Origin of the sequence: Rhodococcus sp. BL-253-APC-6A1W (genome assembly GCF_012843405.1) — a bacterium.
GTDB lineage: Bacteria > Actinomycetota > Actinomycetes > Mycobacteriales > Mycobacteriaceae > Rhodococcus.
In genome coordinates this window covers 480,069-499,929 of the sequence record NZ_JABAFB010000001.1, presented here as the reverse complement: position 1 = coordinate 499,929, position 19,861 = coordinate 480,069, and the positions used below count along the sequence as shown (strand labels likewise).

At 68.4% G+C, this 19,861-nt stretch carries 21 protein-coding genes; 3 read left to right on the top strand and 18 right to left on the bottom strand.

Annotation, left to right across the window (positions count from 1 at the left end; all coding sequences use genetic code 11):
* Positions 1-136: 136 nt before the first annotated feature.
* The 5 genes from rpsG to HF877_RS02290 all read right to left on the bottom strand — a co-directional run bounded on the left by rpsG (position 137) and on the right by HF877_RS02290 (position 3,069).
* Positions 137-607, bottom strand: a complete 471-nt coding sequence (rpsG, locus tag HF877_RS02310) for a 30S ribosomal protein S7 (RefSeq protein ID WP_072704522.1) — start codon at positions 605-607, stop codon at positions 137-139.
* The gene (gene rpsL, locus HF877_RS02305) at positions 607-981 is read right to left on the bottom strand and encodes a 30S ribosomal protein S12 (RefSeq protein ID WP_072704519.1); all 375 of its coding nucleotides are present in this window, start codon (positions 979-981) and stop codon (positions 607-609) included. The genes rpsG and rpsL overlap by 1 nt, the downstream gene beginning before the upstream one ends.
* A gap of 336 nt (positions 982-1,317) precedes the next feature.
* Positions 1,318-1,827 carry a DUF3558 domain-containing protein gene (locus tag HF877_RS02300; RefSeq protein ID WP_169619626.1) on the bottom strand — a complete coding sequence of 170 codons (510 nt, stop codon included), beginning with the start codon at positions 1,825-1,827 and terminating at the stop codon, positions 1,318-1,320.
* 47 nt (positions 1,828-1,874) lie between these two features.
* Positions 1,875-2,429: a DUF3558 domain-containing protein gene (locus tag HF877_RS02295; RefSeq protein WP_240951861.1), complete on the bottom strand. Its 555-nt coding sequence runs from the start codon at positions 2,427-2,429 to the stop codon at positions 1,875-1,877.
* Between the two features lie 10 nt (positions 2,430-2,439).
* Complete coding sequence (locus HF877_RS02290) at positions 2,440-3,069, bottom strand: TetR/AcrR family transcriptional regulator (RefSeq protein WP_169619523.1); 630 nt, start codon at positions 3,067-3,069, stop codon at positions 2,440-2,442.
* 167 nt (positions 3,070-3,236) lie between these two features.
* On the opposite strand from HF877_RS02290, the gene HF877_RS02285 reads away from it, so the two are divergent.
* Positions 3,237-3,791, top strand: a complete 555-nt coding sequence (locus HF877_RS02285) for a TetR/AcrR family transcriptional regulator (protein WP_169619522.1) — start codon at positions 3,237-3,239, stop codon at positions 3,789-3,791.
* 4 nt (positions 3,792-3,795) lie between these two features.
* Here HF877_RS02285 and HF877_RS02280 read toward each other — a convergent pair whose 3' ends face one another.
* The 8 genes from HF877_RS02280 to HF877_RS02245 are packed head-to-tail and all read right to left on the bottom strand — an operon-like array spanning position 3,796 to position 13,796.
* Entirely contained in the window at positions 3,796-4,410 is a 615-nt protein-coding gene (locus tag HF877_RS02280) for a TetR/AcrR family transcriptional regulator (protein WP_169619624.1), read from the bottom strand.
* A gap of 30 nt (positions 4,411-4,440) precedes the next feature.
* On the bottom strand, positions 4,441-5,241 hold the full coding sequence (locus tag HF877_RS02275; RefSeq protein WP_169619521.1) for an enoyl-CoA hydratase family protein: 801 nt from the start codon (positions 5,239-5,241) through the stop codon (positions 4,441-4,443).
* Between the two features lie 8 nt (positions 5,242-5,249).
* Complete coding sequence (locus tag HF877_RS02270) at positions 5,250-6,410, bottom strand: acyl-CoA dehydrogenase family protein (RefSeq protein ID WP_169619520.1); 1,161 nt, start codon at positions 6,408-6,410, stop codon at positions 5,250-5,252.
* Positions 6,407-8,497 carry a biotin carboxylase N-terminal domain-containing protein gene (locus tag HF877_RS02265; RefSeq protein WP_169619519.1) on the bottom strand — a complete coding sequence of 697 codons (2,091 nt, stop codon included), beginning with the start codon at positions 8,495-8,497 and terminating at the stop codon, positions 6,407-6,409. Before HF877_RS02265 ends, HF877_RS02270 begins: the two co-directional genes overlap by 4 nt.
* A gap of 7 nt (positions 8,498-8,504) precedes the next feature.
* Positions 8,505-10,103, bottom strand: coding sequence for a carboxyl transferase domain-containing protein (locus HF877_RS02260; protein WP_169619518.1), 1,599 nt, complete (start codon positions 10,101-10,103; stop codon positions 8,505-8,507).
* Positions 10,100-11,248, bottom strand: a complete 1,149-nt coding sequence (locus HF877_RS02255; RefSeq protein WP_169619517.1) for an acyl-CoA dehydrogenase family protein — start codon at positions 11,246-11,248, stop codon at positions 10,100-10,102. Before HF877_RS02255 ends, HF877_RS02260 begins: the two co-directional genes overlap by 4 nt.
* Positions 11,245-12,975: an acyclic terpene utilization AtuA family protein gene (locus HF877_RS02250; protein ID WP_346765045.1), complete on the bottom strand. Its 1,731-nt coding sequence runs from the start codon at positions 12,973-12,975 to the stop codon at positions 11,245-11,247. The genes HF877_RS02255 and HF877_RS02250 overlap by 4 nt, the downstream gene beginning before the upstream one ends.
* A gap of 5 nt (positions 12,976-12,980) precedes the next feature.
* A complete protein-coding gene (locus HF877_RS02245) occupies positions 12,981-13,796 on the bottom strand; it encodes a TIGR03084 family metal-binding protein (protein ID WP_169619516.1) in 816 nt (271 codons plus the stop codon).
* 119 nt (positions 13,797-13,915) lie between these two features.
* Between HF877_RS02245 and HF877_RS02240 the strand changes: the two genes are divergently transcribed.
* Positions 13,916-14,809 carry an EamA family transporter gene (locus HF877_RS02240; protein WP_169619515.1) on the top strand — a complete coding sequence of 298 codons (894 nt, stop codon included), beginning with the start codon at positions 13,916-13,918 and terminating at the stop codon, positions 14,807-14,809.
* Between the two features lie 7 nt (positions 14,810-14,816).
* Here HF877_RS02240 and HF877_RS02235 read toward each other — a convergent pair whose 3' ends face one another.
* Positions 14,817-15,710 carry a LysR family transcriptional regulator gene (locus tag HF877_RS02235; RefSeq protein WP_169619514.1) on the bottom strand — a complete coding sequence of 298 codons (894 nt, stop codon included), beginning with the start codon at positions 15,708-15,710 and terminating at the stop codon, positions 14,817-14,819.
* Positions 15,711-15,811: 101 nt separating this feature from the next.
* Between HF877_RS02235 and HF877_RS02230 the strand changes: the two genes are divergently transcribed.
* A complete protein-coding gene (locus HF877_RS02230; RefSeq protein WP_169619513.1) occupies positions 15,812-16,861 on the top strand; it encodes a putative sulfate exporter family transporter in 1,050 nt (349 codons plus the stop codon).
* 46 nt (positions 16,862-16,907) lie between these two features.
* Here the strand turns inward: HF877_RS02230 and HF877_RS02225 are convergent, their stop codons facing one another.
* The 4 genes from HF877_RS02225 to HF877_RS02210 form a co-directional block, all read right to left on the bottom strand.
* The gene (locus HF877_RS02225) at positions 16,908-17,231 is read right to left on the bottom strand and encodes a DUF202 domain-containing protein (RefSeq protein ID WP_169619512.1); all 324 of its coding nucleotides are present in this window, start codon (positions 17,229-17,231) and stop codon (positions 16,908-16,910) included.
* 7 nt (positions 17,232-17,238) lie between these two features.
* The gene (locus HF877_RS02220) at positions 17,239-17,610 is read right to left on the bottom strand and encodes a DUF202 domain-containing protein (RefSeq protein ID WP_169619511.1); all 372 of its coding nucleotides are present in this window, start codon (positions 17,608-17,610) and stop codon (positions 17,239-17,241) included.
* A gap of 40 nt (positions 17,611-17,650) precedes the next feature.
* Entirely contained in the window at positions 17,651-18,106 is a 456-nt protein-coding gene (locus HF877_RS02215; RefSeq protein WP_169619510.1) for a Rieske (2Fe-2S) protein, read from the bottom strand.
* Between the two features lie 130 nt (positions 18,107-18,236).
* On the bottom strand, positions 18,237-19,763 hold the full coding sequence (locus HF877_RS02210) for a DHA2 family efflux MFS transporter permease subunit (RefSeq protein ID WP_169619509.1): 1,527 nt from the start codon (positions 19,761-19,763) through the stop codon (positions 18,237-18,239).
* Positions 19,764-19,861: the final 98 nt, after the last annotated feature.

Below are 19,861 nucleotides of genomic sequence, written 5' to 3'. Positions count from 1 at the left end.
CCGCTCGTAGCTAGTGTCGGTCCTTTTGTGCGGACCCATGTTCTTGTGTTGTCAGCCGGCCTTTACGGGACCGACACAGTTGTGCGAGCAGCCGATCGGGAGGTCCGGATCACGGTGCCTCCCGACCGGCCTCGACTCACCAGCGGTAGTGCGCGAACGCCTTGTTGGCTTCAGCCATCTTGTGCGTGTCTTCGCGACGCTTCACAGCGGCACCGAGGCCGTTGCTCGCATCGAGGAGCTCGTTGGCGAGGCGCTCCACCATGGTCTTTTCACGACGCTGACGTGCGAACGTGACCAGCCACCGAAGTGCGAGGGTGGTGGAACGGCCGGGGCGAACCTCGACCGGCACCTGGTAGGTGGCACCACCGACGCGGCGGCTACGAACCTCGAGGGCGGGCTTGACGTTGTCGAGCGCGCGCTTGAGGGTGACGACCGGATCGGTACCGGTCTTCTCACGTGCCTGCTCGAGCGCCTGGTAGACGATGCGCTCTGCAGTGGACTTCTTGCCGTCCATCAGGATCTTGTTGACCAGCTGGGTGACCAGCGGGGACCCGTAAACCGGGTCGGCGATCAGTGGACGCTTGGGAGCGGGACCCTTACGTGGCATCAGGCCTTCTCCTTCTTCGCTCCGTAGCGGCTACGGGCCTGCTTGCGGTTCTTGACACCCTGGGTGTCGAGCGAGCCGCGGATGATCTTGTAGCGGACACCGGGAAGGTCCTTCACACGACCGCCACGCACGAGCACCATCGAGTGCTCCTGGAGGTTGTGGCCTTCACCCGGGATGTACGCGGTGACCTCGACAGAGCTGGTGAGGCGCACGCGGGCGACCTTACGAAGAGCCGAGTTCGGCTTCTTCGGGGTGGTGGTGTACACGCGAGTGCACACGCCGCGACGCTGCGGGCTGCCCTTGAGGGCCGCGCTCTTGACCTTGACGGTCTTGTCGCGGCGGCCCTTACGGACCAGCTGATTGATGGTTGGCATTAACCGGCTTTCTTCGTTGTCTGGAGCTGCTCACACGAGCAACACTGGCTGTTCTGAAATTAGGGATCCATCGGTTGGGACAAGAGAGCTAGCTGCCCCTCACTCGCCCCTCGTGTGCACACGAGGTCGGGTGTGTCGCGTACCCCCACACAGGCAGCCGGGAACTCGTAACTGCAGACTTCTACAGACGACGCGCACGGCACTACCTCGCATAGGCACACAGACCGGTCCGGGCTTGCCGGACACGACCCACAACGATACCCGGCTGGCGAGCATCAGGTCAAAGTGAGGTAGGCAACCGAGGACCCGCTCGACCCTGGTCGGCCCCAGCCACGGTCAGCTGCTGAGGTTCAAGGTGAGCCGTGCCAAGGTAGCAGCGGCCTCGCAGGGGTCCGGCCCACCGCCCTGGTACTGCACCCACCAGCCGAAGATACCGGTCGTCGAGGCACCCGAACTCACCCCGCACGACGACGGGTCGTCGGGCCGGCGCATCTGCAGGGCCCGTCGTCCCTCCACCGTGGTGTTCTCCACCGTGTACCCGAGGTGTTCGGCAGCGGAGCGCTCGTGGTCGAGCGAGCCCGTCTCGAACCAGTTGAAGGTGACCTTCACGACGCCGCCGGGCCCGTCGCCCTCCCACCGGCAGATCGCTCCGAAGAACCCCCGGTACACCGCTTCGGCTCCGACCGCCTCGGCGATCTGCGGGTCCGCGACCGCGTCGCACTCGGTGAGCAGCCGGGTGAATTCCTCGGTGTTTCCGCCGCCACCCGCACCTTCCTGCACCGCGCGGCCCTCGATCGTCCGGGAGCATCCGGTGAGCACCGTGGCGCATACCGCCAGCGCTGCCATGCCGGCGCCGAGACGACGACCGGCCGGCCGGAGCGGGACCCGGCGCATCACTGCTGCGCCCTGTCGACGCTGGTCTCCGCGAGGCTGCGAGCGACGGCACATGCGTCGGCCGCGGGCGGGAAGTTCCCGTAGGAGACGGACCAATGGATGAAGTCGCCGCCGAACTGCACCCCGATCTCGCACAGGGTCGTCTGCCCGTCCAGCGACTGGGACGAACCCAGGAAGCCGGGATTGCCCCCGACCTCGACATCCGTTGCAGGACGGCCGATCAGATCGGACCCGGCCCGTTCCCTGCCGATCGGGCTTCCCCGATACCAGCTGAAACTCACGCTCGGCCCACCCACGAAGAGTTCCCACTCACAGCCGACGGAGTTGCGTGTGACGGACGAGAACGGACCGAGCGCGAACGCATTCGCCACCTCGTCGTCGGTCAGCGACCCGCACTCCCCGAAAAGCGGGCCCGGCTCGGTCACAGCCGATGTCGTCGAGGTCTGCCCCTGGTCTGCGGCATCGTCGCCGGAGCCGCATCCGGCCGCGACGAGCATCGCCAGGAATGCCAGGGCCGCCGTCGCCGCTCTGCTACCGGTCCGCTCGAAGGACATGGCCGAGACACTACCGAGCCGCAGGGCCTGCTGCGCGCCGACGCCGGGCGTCTTCCAGCACGGTGTCGAGCTGGGCCGCCCAGTGCCTGACGATCTCGCGGCGTCGCACCGAGTCGTCGGTGAGGACGTCGGCCAGGCCGAGGCCACGGGCGAGGTCCAGAGTCGCCTGCACCATGCGGTGCACCACCGGATCGGAGTCGTCCGCGCCGAGTTGTTCGACAGCCACCTTGTGCGCGACCCGGCCGAAACGCTCCTCGAGCGGGAGAAGGCGTTCGCGCAGCGCGGGATCCGCCGCCGCGGCGGTCCAGACCTGCAACGCCGCGTTGAACAGATTGCCGGTGTACTGCTCGACGAGACGCGACACGACCGCCTCGGTGCGAGCGCTGCCGGGCGGCACGTCGGGCGTCTCGTTCCGGGCGCGTTCCATCCGGCTGTCGAACATGAAATCGAGAGCAGCCGTGATGAGATCCTCACGGGTGGGGAAATGGTGCTGGGTCGCCCCGCGCGACACTCCGGCGCGTTCCGCGACGACGCCGACGGTGGTCGCCGCCCAGCCGAACTCGGCCAGGCAATCTATCGTGGATTCGAGCAGGCGCAGACGCGTCGCTCGACTGCGGTCCTGCTTGGGTTCGCGCGTCACCCGTCCTCCTCGATCCTCGCCCCGCAGGGATGCCCGCCGGAGAGCATTCGGCGCCCGGAACGCCGCCTCGATGTCCCACGACCCGACGGAATGAGATCACGTCGAGACCGTACGAACGTAGCCTGCCCGAACAGCGGGACGACGCACCGGACGAAAGGGGAACCCACGTGGCGACGATTGTCAGGCGCGAAGACTATTTCACCGCCGCCCTCGACATTCTTGCGACGCACGCCCACGCGGGACTCAAGCAGGCACGCCTGTGCGCACACCTCGAGGTCACCACCGGGTCGTTCTACAACTACTTCGCGAGCTGGGCCGACTTCGAGAAAGAGTTCCTTCAGAACTGGCTCGACAGGCAGACCCTGCAACTGGCCGAGACCGCACGGCTCGAAGGTTCTCCCCGGCGCCGGCTCGAGATGCTCATCGACTTCGCGTGCAAGCTTCCGCATCCCGCCGAATCGGCGATCCGGGGCTGGGCGTACAGCGATCACGCCGTGCGCGACATCCAGGCCCTCGTGGACCGGCAGCGATTCGACGTGGTGGCCGAGTCCACCGCCGCGATCCTCGGCCCGGGGGACGACGCGCACAGATTCGCGCATCTCGCGATGTTCGCCCTGATCGGTTATCAGCAAACTCTTCCCGCTCAGGACGTCTCCGTCCTGCGATGGTCGCTGAACCGGGTGTTGTCGCAGGTACTCGAGGATGTCGTCGACACCCGGTGACGGATCACCGCCGCAGAAGATCCTCGAACTGTTCACGCCACACCACGAGATTCGGGTCCGCGTCCGGATCGCGGGGATCGATCGCATAACCGAGGGCGATCCCCCGCATGCTGCTGTAGACGAGATCGCGCACCACGCGGTAGCGCGGGAGCCCGATGAAGTCGCTGCCGAAGAACCGATCGGTCTGCGCCTTGATCATCCCGCCGAGAGTCCGTTCGAGCGGTATCAATTCGCGGCGGAGTTCTTCGTGGGAGCGGGCCGCGAGCCACAGTTCCATCGAGGCCCAGAAATACGGCTGCCGGAAGTGCAGCCACATCAGGTCCACCGCCAGCGCGACCCGCGCGACCGGGTCGTCGGGCCACTCCTGGTCGTGCCCGAGATCCTGGACGCGCTGCGCCGCAAGGTGATGCACCGACGCGACCAGGAGCGAATCGCGACTGGGGAAATGGTGCAGGAGCCGGCCACGAGAGACACCCGCCGCAGCCTGGATACGGACGGTGGTGGCGTTCGAGTATCCGTGCTCGACCAGCACGGACACAGCGGCATCCAGGATGGTGACGCGGGTGGCACGGCCGCGTTGCTGCTCCGCGCGTCGACGGGGTTCGCTCGGCGCACTCATCATGCCGACCAGCGTAGGGGCCGGCCTCCCTCACCGTCCCGGGGACCACGACGGGGGCCGTTTCTGCAGAAAGGCGGTGACACCCTCCACCGCTTCGGCCGAGCCGAACAACCGCGCGGACTGCGCGGCCAGTCCCTCGGCGTATCGATCGAAATCGTCGAGCATCCGCATGGTGAGCAAGTGCTTCGACTCCGCGAGGCCCTGCGGGGAGCACTCCCGCAGATCCGCGATCACGTCTGCTGCCCGCGTCGCCGGATCCTCGGACACGAGTGTGACGAGTCCGTGTGCCGCCGCGTCCTCCGGCCCGAAGCGTTCTCCGGTGAGGAAGTAACGGCCCGCGGCGCGCGGCGTCATTTTCGGCAGAACGGTGAGCGAGACGATCGACGCCGCCAGGCCGAGCCGGGTCTCGGTCAGCGCGAACGTCGCGCGGGACCCCGCAACGACGATGTCGCATGCTGCAACAAGACCCATTCCGCCGGCACGGACATGGCCGTCGATCACACCGACCACCGGCTTGGGCAGTTCGAGGATGCCGCGCAGCAGACCCACCATGTCGTGGGTCCGCTGCGCGGCCGCCTCGTCCGGACTCCCCGAGGACTCGCCGAGATCGGCGCCGGCACAGAAGGTTCCACCCGTATGGGTGAGAACCACCGCCCGCACGGCGGTGTCACTCGCGGCCGCATCGAGGCCGACGCGTAGCTGGTGCACCATCGCGGACGAGATCGCGTTGCGGTTGTGCGGCGAATCGAGCGTGAGCGTCGCTGCGCCCTCCGCCACCGAGTACCGCACGACCGGGGCCGACGCGTGCCCGGCGATATCGGGGTCCGGCATCTCGCCTCCTAGTACGACCGCGGCAGCCCGAGCGAATGCTGGGACACGAAGTTGAGGATCATCTCCCGGCTCACCGGCGCGATCCGCGCGATGCGTGCCGCCCCGAGCATGGCGGACAGTCCGTACTCGCGGGTCAGGCCGGCACCACCGTGCGTCTGGATCGCCTGGTCGAGCGAGCCGATCGCCGCTTCCGCCGCGGCGTACTTGGCCATGTTCGCGGCTTCGGCAGCACCGAAATCGTCACCGTTGTCGTAGAGCACGGCGGCCTTCTGCATCATCAGTTTGGCGAGTTCGATCTCGATCTTGCGCTGCGCCAACGGATGCGCGATGCCCTGGTGCGCACCGATCGGAGCCTTCCAGACGGTGCGTTCCTTCGCGTACCGCACCGCCGAGTCGATCGCGAAGCGGCCCATTCCCACAGCCATCGCCGCACCCATGATGCGTTCGGGGTTCAGGCCCGCGAACAACTGCATCAGTGCCGCTTCCGGCTCGCCGACCAGTGCCGTCGACGGCAGCCGCACCTGGTCGAAGAACAGGCTGAACTGGTAGTCCGGCTCGATGATGTCCATCTCCATCGGGGTCTTGACGAACCCCGGAGTATCGGTCGGCACGATGAACAGTGCGGGCCGCAGTTTGCCGGTCTTGGCGTCCTCGGTGCGGGCGACCACCAGCACCGCGTCGGCCTGGTCGACGCCCGAGATGTAGACCTTGCTGCCCGAGAGAATCCAGTCGTCCCCGTCGCGCGCCGCGACGGTGGTGATCTTGTGCGAGTTCGATCCGGCGTCGGCTTCGGTGATACCGAATGCCATGATCCTCGAGCCGTCGGCGAGACCCGGTAACCACTCCTGCTTCTGGTCGTCGGTGCCGTACTTGGAGATGATCGTGCCGCAGATGGCGGGCGAAACCACGACCAGCAACAGACCGGCGCCCTTCGCCGACAGTTCTTCCTGCACGAGCGCCAACTCGTAGATCCCGGCACCGCCGCCGCCGTATTCCTCGGGAAGGTTGACGCCGAGGAACCCGAGCTTGGCCGCTTCGTTCCACAGTTCGGTGAGCGGCTCGTGCCGGCGCGACTTGGGCAGCACGTAGTCGACGTAGTTGTAACGCTCGGCGAGTGCTGCGACGGAGGCGCGCAGTTCCTTCTGTTCTTCGGTTTCGATGACGCTCATGAGATCTCTCCGGGGGTACGAGGGTGTTCGGACGGGGCTGGAATTGTGGATATTTCGGACGGGTCTGTGGCGGGTCGCGCGGGTGCGTCGCCGGTCGTGACGACGGCGAGGACCGATCCCATCGCCACCTGGGTGCCGATGTCGACCTCCAGGACGGTGAGGGTTCCCGCGACGGGGGCAGTGACGGTGTGTTCCATCTTCATGGCTTCGAGCCACAGCACCGGCTGTCCGGCGGTGACGGTGTCGCCCACGGCAGCGCCGAGCCGTATCACCGACCCGGGCATCGGTGCCAGCAACGACCCGGTCGGCACCACCGCCGCAGCGTCGGTGAATCGCGGAATCGCGCGCAGGCAGACCGGGCCCAGCGACGAGTCGACATGCACGACGTCGCCGTACCGCGCGACCTCGAACTCGCGACGGAGTCCGTCGATGTCGAGGACCACGCGGTGCGGGTCGTATGCGAGAACCCGGACGTCGTCGACGGCATCGGTCATGAGTCCGTCGCGACCGAACCGGTAGCGGATCTCGTGCTCGTCCCGGTCGCCCGCGTACGTCTTCACCTGGAACGACGACGCGAGATTACGCCATCCCCCGGGCAACGTCCTTGCGACGGTAGCAGATTCGCGATTGGCCGCTGCGTCGGCGAGGGCGGCGACGAGGGCGCCGATCCGTTCGGATTCGGCATCGGCCAGCGGCGCAGCGAGCACCGCCAGATCATGGGTATCGAAGAACGCGGTGTCGGTGTCTCCGGCGAGGAATGCGGGGTGCCTGAGCACGCGCACCAGGAGATCACGGTTGGTCCTCGGTCCGTGCAGCCGCGCATCGGCCACGGCGCGCGCGAGCATGCGTGCCGCGGCAGCCCGCGTCGGAGCCCAGGAGATCACTTTCGCGAGCATCGGGTCGTAGTGCACTCCGATGTCCGAGCCGTCGACCACGCCCGCATCGACCCGGATCCCCGGCAATCGCAGCGGTGCGAACTCCTCGGTCGCGGCCGGCACGGCGAACCGGTGCAACACGCCGGACTGGGGTTGCCAGTCGTGGGCGGGGTCCTCCGCGTAGAGACGGACCTCGATCGAATGACCCGAGGGCAGAGGCGGTTCGGCTGCGAGTTCCCCACCGGATGCGACATCGATCTGCAGCCCCACCAGATCCACACCGGTCGTGCATTCGGTGACCGGATGTTCGACTTGCAGGCGGGTGTTCATCTCGAGGAAGTAGAACTCCCCCCTATCGGATCCCTGTGCGGGACCGGACGCAAGGAATTCGACGGTTCCGGCACCTTCGTACCCGATCGCCGTGGCCGCGCGCCGGGCTGCGTAGAACACTGCGTCGCGCATGCCCTCGGTCGCCTCGACCAGTGGCGACGGTGCCTCTTCGACGACCTTCTGATGGCGTCGCTGTACCGAGCATTCGCGTTCGCCGAGCGTCCATACGGTGCCGTGCCGGTCGGCGAGAATCTGCACTTCGATGTGGCGGCCGTGTTCCAGATACCGTTCGCAGAACACTGTGGGATCACCGAAGGCCGCACCCGCCTCGCGACTCGCCGCGGCGAGTTGGGCGGGCAGTTCGTCGAGCGTACGCACGACACGCATGCCCCGTCCGCCGCCTCCCGACGAGGCTTTCACGAGCACCGGCAGGTCGTCGGTGGTGACCGCCCCGGGCTCGAGTTCGGGAAGGACCGGCACGCCGGCCGCGGCCATGATCTTCTTCGCCTCGATCTTCGAACCCATCCGGGCGATCGAGTCGGGCGACGGACCGACCCAGGTGAGACCCGCCTCGATCACCTGCCTCGCGAACTCGGCGTTCTCGGAGAGGAATCCGTACCCGGGATGCACAGCATCCGCACCTGCGGCGAGCGCGGCGGCGACGATCGCGTCACCGCGCAGATAGGTGTCGGACGGGCTCGCGCCGGGCAACCGGACCGCGACGTCGGCTTCGCGGACGTGGGGGCTGTGTGCGTCCGCGTCGGAATAGACCGCCACCGTGCCGAGTCCGGCACGACGGCACGTCGCGAACACTCTTCGGGCGATCTCTCCGCGGTTGGCGACCAATACGGTCGTCACGGTGGCGCCGGGGTTGTCGGTCACGGTGTCCTCACATCCGGAAGACGCCGAAGTCACCGGCGCCCTCGATCGGTCCCGATGCGGCTGCGGACAGGCAGAATCCGACCACGTCGCGAGTGTCACGCGGGTCGATGACACCGTCGTCGTAGAGCCTGCCGGACAGGAACATCGGCAGGGACTCGGCCTCGATCTGGTTCTCCACGGCGGCACGCATCGCCTCGTCCGCGGCCTCGTCGACCCCTTGGCCGCGCGCCTGCGCCGCAGCGCGCCCGACAATCGAGATGACCCCCGCGAGCTGGGCACCGCCCATCACCGCGGATTTCGCACTGGGCCAGGCGAACAGGAAACGCGGATCGAATGCGCGGCCGCACATCCCGTAGTGCCCGGCACCGTACGAGGCACCGAGGAGAACCGAGATGTGGGGGACACGAGAGTTCGATACGGCGTTGATCATCATCGAGCCGTGCTTGATCATGCCGCGTTCCTCGTACTCGCGCCCCACCATGTATCCGGTCGTGTTGTGCAGGAACAACAACGGCGTGTTCGATCGATTTGCGAGCTGGATGAACTGCGCGGCCTTCTGGGATTCCTCGTTGAACAGCACGCCCCGCGCGTTGGCGAGTATGCCCACGGGATACCCGTGTATCTGTGCCCACCCCGTCACGAGTGACGATCCGTAGAGCGGCTTGAACTCGTCGAAGTCGGAATCGTCGACCACGCGTGCGATCACCTCACGGGGATCGAACGGGATCCGCAGATCGCCGGGAACGATGCCGATCAGGTCCTCCGGCCCGTAGCGGGGATCTCTCACATCAGGTTTCGGGTCCGGTCCGAGCCGCGCCCACTCGAGCCGCCGGACGATGTCGCGGCCCAGTCGGATGGCGTCTTCCTCGTCGACCGCCAGGTAGTCGGCCAGGCCGCTGACGCGGGCATGCATCTCGGCGCCACCGAGCGTCTCGTCGTCGGATTCCTCGCCGGTGGCCATCTTCACCAGTGGGGGTCCGGCGAGGAAGACCTTGGATCGTTCCTTGATCATCACGACGTGGTCGGACATGCCCGGCACGTACGCACCCCCGGCGGTGGAGTTGCCGAATACCAGCGCGATCGTGGGGATGCCCGCCGCGGACAGGCGCGTGAGGTCGCGGAACAACCGCCCGCCGGGAATGAAAACCTCCTTCTGCGTCGGCAGGTCCGCACCCCCCGACTCGACGAGGTTGATCATGGGAAGCCGATTCTGGAGCGCGATATCGTTGGCGCGCAGAGTTTTCCGCAGCGTCCAGGGGTTGCTCGTACCGCCGCGGACGGTGGGGTCGTTCGCCACGATCACGCACTGCACGCCGTGGACGACACCGATGCCGGTCACCGTACTGGCGCCGACGGGGAACTCGGTGCCCCAGGCAGCGAGCGGTGAGAGCTCGAGGAAGGGCGAGTCGGGGTCGATCAGCAGTTCGATGCGCTCACGCGGCAGCAGTTTGCCGCGCTCGTGGTGGCGGCGCACGTACTTCTCCCCGCCCCCGCCGAGTGCTTTTGTGTGCTCGGCGTCGAGTTCGGCGAGCTTGGTGCGCATCGCCTCCGCTGCCGCGCCGTACTGCGACGACGCCACGTCGAGAGTCGACTTCAGGATGCTCACGCGCCGTACCCCAGACGCTTCGCGGCGAGTTCGGTGAGGATTTCGGTGGTGCCTCCCCCGATGCCCAGAATGCGCATGTCGCGGTACTGGCGCTCGACCTCCGATTCGGCCATGTATCCGAGGCCGCCGAACAGTTGCACGGCCTGGTGTGCGACCCACTCCCCCGCCTCGACCGCGGTGTTCTTGGCGAAACACACCTCGGCGATGAGATCGGTGTCGCCCGCCACGGACCGTTCGACGACGTGCCGCGAGTACACCCGCGCGACGTCGATCCGGCGGGCCATCTCGGCAAGGGTGCGCTGCACGGCTTGACGCGTGATGAGCGCACGGCCGAAGGTCTCCCGGTCACGGCACCACGCGACGGTCAGGTCGAGGCAGCGCTGCGCGCTCGCGTACGCCTGCACTGCCAAGCCGATGCGCTCGGACACGAAAGCCTGTGCGATCTGCATGAACCCGGAGTTCTCGGCGCCGACGAGGTTGGCCACCGGAACCCGGGCGTCGACGAAGGACAACTCGGCGGTGTCGGAGGCGCGCCAGCCCATCTTGTCGAGTTTGCGGGAGACGGTGAACCCGGGGGTGTCCTTCTCGATCACCAGGAGCGACACGCCGCCGGCACCGGGACCTCCTGTGCGGACGGCGGTGACGACGAAGTCTGCGCGGCACCCGGACGTGATGTAGGTCTTCGCGCCGTTGACTACGAAATCGTCGCCGTCGCGCACTGCGGTGGTGGTGAGGTGCCCGACGTCGGACCCGCCTCCCGGTTCGGTGATCGCGAGCGAACCGATCATCTCGCCCGCGAGGGTGGGACGCACCCACCGGTCGATCTGCTCCGGGTCTCCGGCAGCGATCAGGTGCGGCAGTGCGATTCCGCACGTGAACAAGGAGGAGAACGCGCCACCGGACGCACCGGCCTCGTGGAACGCTTCGCACACGGTCACCACGTCGGCACCGTCACCACCGGACCCGCCGACGGATTCCGGGAAACCGATACCGAGCAGCCCGACGTCGGCCGCCTTCTTGTGAAGGTCGCGCGGGAGTTCGCCGTCGCGTTCCCAGTCGTCGAGATTCGGCAGGATCTCGCGGCGCACGAAACCGGCCACGGTGGCGCGCAGCGACGTGCGCTCGTCGGTTGTCCAGATGCTCACGCCGAGTCCTCCAGGAGAGTGAGTGGGATGTCCAGGTGTCGGGAGCGCAGCCATTCGGCGAGTCCTTTGGCCTGGGGATCGAATCGGGCCTGGGAGGCGACGCCGCGCCCGAGGATTCCCTCGACCACGAAGTTCACCGCCCGGAGATTCGGCAGCACGTGCCGGGTGACATCGTGCGCTGCCGTCTCGGGAAGCAGGGAGGTGAGCGCGTCGACCGTGAGGGTGTGGACGAGCCAGCGATAGGCGTCGTCGCTCCGTGCCCAGACCCCGATGTTGGCGTCACCGCCCTTGTCTCCGCTGCGCGCGCCCAGAACGGTGCCGAGCGCGGCGCGGCGCGTCGGGCCGGGCGGAAGGGGCTCGGGCAGTGGCGGTTCGGGAACGGGTTCGAGCGTCCGGGTGGTGGCGCTCGGGGAGATGTCGACGCCGCTGCCGTCCGGCAGTACCGCGATGTGTGGCACCTGCTCGGCGGCGACCAGACCTGCCGTGTAGACGCCGAAGGCGCTGCCCGTTCCCGGCGGTGCGGTGACATGGAATCCGGGGTAACTCGCAAGACCGAATTCTACTGCTGTGGACGTGAATCCGCGGCCGACCACGTCGGGGTCCGGATCGCGGACGACGCACCGGAGCACCGCGCTCGCGGTTTCCTCGGTGGTTGCGTCGGGGTGGTCGGTGCGGGCGAGGGTCCATTCGAGTTCGGCCGGGCGTGCCGGAAGGTTCGCCTCGATCTGGCGGCGCACGAGCGCGGCCTTCGCCTCGATGTCGAGTCCGGTGAGCACGAACTCCACGGTGTTGCGGAACCCCGCGAGCGCGTTGAGACAGACCTTGAGCGTGGGCGGCGGCGCCTCTCCGCGTACGCCGGAGATACGCACCCGGTCGGGCCCGCCGTCTTCGAGAACCGCGGTGTCGAGGCGGGTGGTCACGTCGGGACCGGCGTACCGGGCGCCGCCGACCTCGTAGAGCAGTTGCGCCGTCACGGTGCCCACGGTGACCGCGCCACCGGTTCCCGGATGCTTCGTGATGGTCGACGAACCGTCGGCTTCGATCTCGGCGATCGGGAAACCGGGCCGGTCGAGGTTGCCGAGTTCGGTGAAGAATGCGTAGTTGCCGCCGGTCGCCTGGGTGCCGCATTCGAGGACGTGGCCCGCGGCAACCGCACCCGCGAGCGCGTCGAAATCGCCCGGTCCCCAGCCGAAGTGGGCTGCGGCGGGGCCGACGGTGACGGACGCGTCGGTCACCCGTCCGGTGACGACGATGTCGGCGCCCGAACGAAGGCACTCCACGATGCCCCACGCGCCGAGATATGCGTTGGCGGTCAACGGCGCGGGCGTGCCGCCGAGGCCCAGTTCGTCGATCCGTGGGAGCAGATCGTCGCCCTCGACGTGAGCCACCGTGACGTCCAGGCCGAGCCGTTCGGCGATGTCACGCAACCGGGTCGCGAGTCCGGCCGGATTGAGACCGCCGGCGTTCGCGACGATGCGGACGCCGTGGTCGAGCGCAAGGCCCATGCATTCCTCGAGCTGTCGTACGAAGGTCTTCGCGTAGCCGAGATCCGGATTCTTCATTCGGTCTCGGCCGAGGATGAGCATGGTGAGCTCGGCGAGATAGTCGCCGGTGAGGTAGTCGAGTTCGCCGCCTTCGAGCATCTCGCGCATCGCGGAGACACGGTCACCGTAGAAACCCGAGCAGTTGCCGATGCGCACGGCGCGGTGACCGTCGCGCACCGGCACGGAGATCACGGAACCGCCTCGCCGGGAGCGCGACCCGGCCCGGGCGGGCCGGCGAACGCCTGCGCGAAGCCGAGCCACTCGTCGGCGTCGGAACCGGTCGCGACGAGCGCGGTGTCGTCGCGGTGGACTCGTTGCGTGACCAGCGAGCAGAAGTCGAGGGCGGGTCCGGTGACGGACTGCTGCGCATCCTCGGGGCCCCAGGTCCATTCGCTCCCGTCGGGCGCTGTGAGTGCGACGCGGAACGGTTCGGCCGGTGGCGTGGCGTCCCGAATGATGTACGCGAAGTCGCGAGTACGCACGCCGAGGTGCGCGATGTGGCGCAGCCGGGCCGTGGGTGCCCGCACGACTCCGAGAGCGTCGGCGACGTCGCCGCCGTGTGCCCAGGTCTCCATCAGTCGCGCCGTTGCCATGGACGCTGCGGACATGGGCGGTCCGTACCAGATGATCTTCGTACCCTGCGGAACCTCGGCGAGGGCGTGCGCGAGTTCGTGTCGTGCCGCGCGCCAGTCCGCGAGCAGGTCCGCGGCCGGCAACTGCGCCAGTTCCGCGGCTCCGGCGTCGACGAAGCCGAGCGGGTCGGTGAACGCCTCGAGGACCCCGGCGCGAAACGCCTCGGGATCACGGATGGCCGTGAGCGCAGCACGATCGGTCCACAGCAGGTGGCCGATCTGATGCGCGATCGTCCAGCCCTTCGCGGGCGTCGCGACGGTCCACCGGTCTGCGGGCAGGTCCGCGACGAGATCGTCGAGGGCGTCTCCCTCGGCCCGAAGGTCGTCGAGCAAGGTCTGCTGATCCGCAGCGCGATTGTGCAACTCCACCATGCGACAAGGGTCACACGTACGCGCGCAGGAATCAAGCAGGCGTGATTGTTTTCTGTCGCGCGGCTGGCAGTACGGTCGGCGAGACTGAGCGCATCGACAACGACGACAGCGGAGGACGGATGGCCGACAAGGATCACGGGGGCACTGCGCTGCCCGTCGTGGCGGTGCTGGGGGCCGTGCTGTCGATGCAGTTCGGAGCCGCTTTTGCGACGACCCTGTTCGATCAGGCGGGCGCGGCGGGCACGGTGACCGTACGACTGCTCTTCGCCGCCCTGGTGTTGTGTGCGATCGCGCGCCCACCGGTCCACCGGTGGTCGCGTATCGAGTGGCAGGCAGTCCTCGCACTCGGCGCGAGTCTCGCGCTGATGAACTCGTTCTTCTACGCCGCCCTCACACGACTCCCCCTCGCCACCACCGTCACGATCGAGTTCCTCGGTCCCCTCACCGTGGCGGCCGTGCTGTCGCGGCGGGCCCGGGACGGCGTGTGGGTTCTTCTCGCGCTGGGCGGGATCGTGTGCCTCGGCGCGGGCCACGGCGACGGCCTCACCGAGGGCCTCGACCCGCTGGGCGTCGCACTGGCGCTCGTCGCGGCGGCGGGGTGGGCGGGATACATCGTGGCGGGATCACATGTCGCGACCAGGCTTGCGGGCTCGGCGCTCTCCGGCACCGCCGGGCTGGCCGGCGCCACCGCGATCGCCGCCGTGGCCGTGTTGCCGTTCGGCGTCGTCTCCGCCGGGACAGAGATGCTCTCACCCACGTTTCTCGCAGCGGGCTTCGCCGTGGCGCTGCTGTCGTCGGTGATCCCGTACAGCCTCGAGATCCGCGCCCTTCGTGACCTGTCCAAGAACGTCTTCGCCATCCTGATCGCTCTCGAACCTGCGGCGGCGGCCCTTGCCGGCGTGCTCGTGCTCGGCCAGTTCGTCGACGCTCTGTCCGCCATCGGTATCGCACTCGTCGTCGCAGCCGGGATCGGGGCTCTGCGCAACTCTCGCCCGCGCGCGCCTGTCACCTAGTTCCGCGTCAACGTGGCCGGGTGATCATCCGGACGAGTTCACCGGCCGGTCCGGCGAGCGCACGCGGCGGGCGCCATACCGCCCGCAGAACCCGGGAAAGGTCGAGTCCCTCCACGTCCACTGCGCGCAACTTGCCGGATTCGAGGTCCTCGGCCACCGCGAGCGTACTGAGAACCGCAGGACCTGCCCCGCCGAGCACGCTCGTCCGGACCGCTGCACTGCTCCCGAGTTCGAGCAGCGGCGCGGGACGGGCGTACTCCTCCAGCGCGAGGTCGAGGGTTCGGCGGGTACCCGACCCCACCTCGCGGACGACCAGCGGAGTGGACGCCAGTTCCGCCACGGTCAGCGGTCGGCGTCTGCGCGCCCACGGGTGGTCCGGCGGCACGACCACCACGAGCCGGTCCCGCGCTACCGGCACGCTGTAGAGCCCGCGCGGCACCGACGGACCCTCGACGAAGCCCACGTCGCACTCCCCGGCGGCAGCGGCGTCGCACACCTGCACCGAGTTGTGTACGTGCAACTGGATCTGCACGTCGCTGCGGATCGCCCGGAACTCTCCGAGCCACCGTGGGATGAGGTGTTCGGCCACCGTCATGGATGCCGCGACCACGAGTTCGGGAGGATGGTCGACACGCAGCGACGCCGCCGCGTCGAGCATGCGAGCGGTGTCGGCAAGGACCTCACGGGCCCAGTGCGCGACGACGGTGCCTTCCGGAGTGAGCACCGATCCCGTGCGGCCCCGGCGGACGAGCACCGCGCCGAGTTGCTTCTCGAGCCGTCTCAGCATGCGGGTCGCGTTGGGCTGGGCGATCCCTGCCCTCCGCGCTGCTGCCCCCAGACCGCCGTGGTCGTCGATGCCGACGAGCAGGTCGAGCGCCGCCAGATCGGGCCAGTCCGTCATGCCGATACGATATGCCTACCGGACCGGGCATATCTATTCGATATGAGCACATACCGAATCGACGGCTAGTCGCGCGGAGGCGGGCGCGACACGCTGGAGACATGGTCGCCGTCCTCTCTCCGCTCCGCCCCGAGCCGCTGCTCCGGCGCATGCGTCCCGCCGTTCCCGGCCTGCTCGTGGGAGCAGCGGGCGCAGCAGTCGCGCTCGCCGCAGCCGGACTGTTCCCCGGCGCCAGCCCACTGCTGATCGCGATCGTGCTCGGAGTCGTCGTCGCCAACATTGGGCCACACCTGGCAGTGCTCGAACCGGGACTGACGCTGGCGTCGAAACACCTCCTCCGAATCGGTGTCGCGCTACTCGGACTGCAACTGGCGATATCGGACGTCGTCGGACTCGGCTGGGGCGCAACGGGAGTCGCGGCCGCGGTGGTCGCGGCAGGCATCGGCGGCGCGCTGCTGTTCGGAAAGTGGCTCGGCGTCGGATGGACGGAGCGAATGCTCATCGCGTGCGGATTCTCGATCTGCGGTGCCGCCGCAGCCGCCGCGGTCGACGGTGTGATCGACGCTCGGAAACGCGAACTCGTCACGACCGTCGCACTCGTCGTGGTGTTCGGTACCGCCATGATCCCGCTCCTTCCCGCCCTGTCCGGCGCCCTGGGACTCGACTCGACCGAAGCGGGCATGTGGGCGGGCGCAGCGGTGCACGAGGTTGCCCAGGTGGTGGCGGCGGGAACCGCCCTCGACGCCACGGCGGCCGGCGCGGCCGCCGCCGGCGGTGCGCTCGCCGTCGCGGTCACCGTCAAACTCGCGCGCGTCGCGTTGCTGGCCCCGGTGGTCGCTGTCGTCGCCGCCGTGGCGCGGCGCAGTGGGAACGCACGGCGCGACGGGCACACTCCTCCGCTCGTACCCGCGTTTCTCGTCGCATTTCTCGTGCTCGTCGCCGTACGCGCGACCGGCCTGATCGGGCCGCAGGCACTCGATGTGGCTCACTGGGTTCAGGTCGCGCTGCTCACCATCGCGATGTTCGCACTGGGAACGGGCGTGCGGCGCGACATCATTCGCGGACTGGGATGGCGCCCGCTGGTGCTGGCCGCCGCAGCGACGGTGTGGGTTGCAGCGATCGCACTGGCCGGCGTCCTGGTGATCGCCTGAGCGCGGAAACTCCTACGTCCGCACTACGGGTTCGAATCCGCGCGCATCACCCGAGTCCGTCGACAGCGATGAGCACGGTCGTCGCTGTCGCGAGCACCACGACGGCCGCTGCGACGGCGATGTTGCGCCACCAGAGACGGCCCACGTCCCCCGCGACGAATCCGCGCACGCGGGCACGGTGACCGATCCGGGCGGAGAGCAACACGACCACCGACGGCACGAGGCACAGCAGTCCCACGGCCGCGACGACCGGACCCGGCCCAGGAACGAACCGCATGAAGAGCAGGACGACGGCACCGAGGGCGGCCCCGGTGCGCATCCAGGCGAGGCTCGTACGTTCGGGCTGGAGTCCGGGATCGTCGTGCCTCATCCGCAGGTCACACCGCGATCGCGACGGCGAGCCCGACGCCCGCCGTCGCGAGCAGACCCGCGAGCAGGAAGGACGCCCACGGCAGCGGGAGCGGACGTTGCGTGCGCATAGCGCGCTCGACGCTCAGCCAGCGGGCCACCGCCACGACCACGAGAATTGCGGAACAGACCAGCAGCGCACACGAGAACGCGGTGCGAAGGGCGGAGCCGATGACGTCACCGGCAAAAGCCTCGAGCCCCACCGCGGCGGCGATCAGGCCCAGCGCCGTCCGGATCCACGCGAGGAAGGTGCGCTCGTTGGCGAGGGTGAATCGCGGGTCGGGGTCGGTACCGACCCGCAGTGCCTTCGGGCGCCAACGCTGCTCTCCGGACGGATCCACGAGTGGGACACTATCCCGCCGGCCGGTCCGGCGGGCCGGGTCAGCCGACGACGAGATCGGTGCCGCGTGCCTCGACGGGTTGCGACTTGAGGGGACGCTTGGCCGGGCCCTGCACAACCGAGCCGTCGAGAGCGAACTTGCTGCCGTGGCATGCGCACACGATGGTGTCGCCTTCGACGGAGGTGATGTTGCAGCCCTGATGCGTGCACAAGGCGAGGAATGCGCAGAAGTCGCCTTCGGTGGGCTGGGTGAGAACCAGGCGCTTGCCTTCGATGAGCACTCCGCCTCCGACCGGTACATCCGCCACGGCCGCGACCACCTGTGCGTCGGGCCCGGGCGGCGCCGTCGTCGTCGGGGGCTGTGCCTGTGGAGGATCCCCCGCCGTATCGGTCGACGCGCCGCACGCTGCGAGCGCAGCGACGGCCGCTGCCGCTCCGGCTCCGCCGAGCAATGCGCGCCGGGGTACGGAGGTCCGGTCGGAAGAATCGAAGCTCATGCACGTGTCCGTTCGGGTCGCGGTTTCTGCTCCGACCGAGCCTATCGGGGAACGCGAACGGGGGCCGCGACCTGCGTCACGGCCCCCGCGCACGGGATTGTTCCTTACGCCACGGCGTCTGGCTGCCCGGCTAGTGCATCACGACCGGGGCCGCTGCGCCCTCTGTCTTCTCGGCACGTTTCCGGGGAAGGAAGGCTGCCGGGATCAGCGCGAAGATCATGATGATCGTCGCGATGAGGAAGGTGAACGCGAACGCCTCGGCGAGTGAACTCAGCACCGACTGCTGCATCTCGGCCGGCAGCTGGGCGAGCATCTCGGCATCCGGCTGACCGGACGACCCCTCGGGCGCACCCTGCGGTGCGATCACGCGGCTGGTGAGGATCACCGACATCGCCGCGGTGCCGATGGATCCGGCGGCCTGCTGGACGATGTTCATCAACGTCGAACCCCGCGCGATGCTGTTGTCGGTGAGAGTCTGCAGCGCGGCGGTCATGGTGGGCATCATCGTGCAGCCCATACCCATACCCATCACGAACAGGGCACCGAGGAGCAGCGGGTAGCCGGTATCCACGCCGACCTGGGTGAACACGCTCATCCCGGCGGCGATGAGAGCCAGGCCGGTCAGCACGATCTTTCCCGGCCCGATACGGTCGACCAGTTGTCCGGCGATCGGCATCGTGAGCATCGCACCGATTCCCTGTGGTGCGAGCAGGAGTCCGGCCGCCAAGGTGCTCTCGCCTCGCACCTGGAGGAAGTAGCTCGGGAACAGCAGACCGGCACCGAAGAACCCGATCGCGAACACCGACATCGTCAGGACGGCGAAGGTGAGCTGACGGTTGCGGAACAGGGTCAGGTCGATCAGCGGATGGTCGGTGCGCAACGCGTGCACGACGAACGCCGCGATGAGCGCGAGACCGGCGAGGCCGCTGACCAGGACCCGGGCGGACGCGACGGTGCCGGTCTCCGGCAGCGACGAGACGCCGAACAGGAACAACGCGAGCCCGGGCGAAAGCAGCAGCATCCCCTTGAAGTCGAACGCCTCCGACGCTTTCGGTGCGTCCTTGGGCAGCACGACGACAGCGACGATCAGCGCGACGATCCCGATCGGCAGGTTGATCAGGAAGATCCAGTGCCAGGTCGCGACGTCGATGAGCCAGCCACCGAGGATCGGACCGCCGATGGGGCCGAGCAGCATCGGGATACCGAGCACCGCCATGACGCGACCCACGCGGTGCGGGCCGGCCGCACGGGTCATGATCGTCATGCCGAGCGGCATCAGCATGCCGCCGCCGAAGCCCTGGACGACGCGGAACGCGATCAGCGACGTGACATCCCACGCGACACTGCACAGCACGGAACCGGCGACGAACAAGACGAGTGCCGTCAGATACAGCCGCTTGGTGCCGAAACGGTCCGCAGCCCAGCCGGTGAGCGGGATCACGCTGGCGAGCGCGAGGGTGTAGGCCGTCATGGTCCACGCGACGGTCGCGTAGGACGCCTGGAAGTCCGACATGAATGTCGGCAGTGCCACCGACACCACCGTGACGTCGAGAATCGACATGATGGCGCCGAGCACGACGACCGAGGCGATCTTCAGTACCGCGGCATCGAGCTTGTCACTGGGTTGAGCTGGGGATTTGTCGGGCGGCGCAGTCATGCGGTTACTCCAGGGTCGGCGCAGGCGAGTACCCGCGCGGTAGGAAACGAGCGTCGCGCGAAGATCCGGTCACCAGATCGGAAGTCGGCATCGATGGC

Coding starts and splice junctions, on each gene's coding strand:
- rpsG (WP_072704522.1), bottom strand. CDS start 607: ATGCCACGTAAGGGTCCCGCTCCCAAGCGTCCACTGATCGCCGACCCG.
- rpsL (WP_072704519.1), bottom strand. CDS start 981: ATGCCAACCATCAATCAGCTGGTCCGTAAGGGCCGCCGCGACAAGACC.
- HF877_RS02300 (WP_169619626.1), bottom strand. CDS start 1,827: ATGGCAGCGCTGGCGGTATGCGCCACGGTGCTCACCGGATGCTCCCGG.
- HF877_RS02295 (WP_240951861.1), bottom strand. CDS start 2,429: ATGTCCTTCGAGCGGACCGGTAGCAGAGCGGCGACGGCGGCCCTGGCA.
- HF877_RS02280 (WP_169619624.1), bottom strand. CDS start 4,410: ATGAGTGCGCCGAGCGAACCCCGTCGACGCGCGGAGCAGCAACGCGGC.
- HF877_RS02275 (WP_169619521.1), bottom strand. CDS start 5,241: ATGCCGGACCCCGATATCGCCGGGCACGCGTCGGCCCCGGTCGTGCGG.
- HF877_RS02270 (WP_169619520.1), bottom strand. CDS start 6,410: ATGAGCGTCATCGAAACCGAAGAACAGAAGGAACTGCGCGCCTCCGTC.
- HF877_RS02245 (WP_169619516.1), bottom strand. CDS start 13,796: ATGGTGGAGTTGCACAATCGCGCTGCGGATCAGCAGACCTTGCTCGAC.
- HF877_RS02240 (WP_169619515.1), top strand. CDS start 13,916: ATGGCCGACAAGGATCACGGGGGCACTGCGCTGCCCGTCGTGGCGGTG.
- HF877_RS02235 (WP_169619514.1), bottom strand. CDS start 15,710: ATGACGGACTGGCCCGATCTGGCGGCGCTCGACCTGCTCGTCGGCATC.
- HF877_RS02230 (WP_169619513.1), top strand. CDS start 15,812: ATGGTCGCCGTCCTCTCTCCGCTCCGCCCCGAGCCGCTGCTCCGGCGC.
- HF877_RS02225 (WP_169619512.1), bottom strand. CDS start 17,231: ATGAGGCACGACGATCCCGGACTCCAGCCCGAACGTACGAGCCTCGCC.
- HF877_RS02215 (WP_169619510.1), bottom strand. CDS start 18,106: ATGAGCTTCGATTCTTCCGACCGGACCTCCGTACCCCGGCGCGCATTG.
- HF877_RS02210 (WP_169619509.1), bottom strand. CDS start 19,763: ATGACTGCGCCGCCCGACAAATCCCCAGCTCAACCCAGTGACAAGCTC.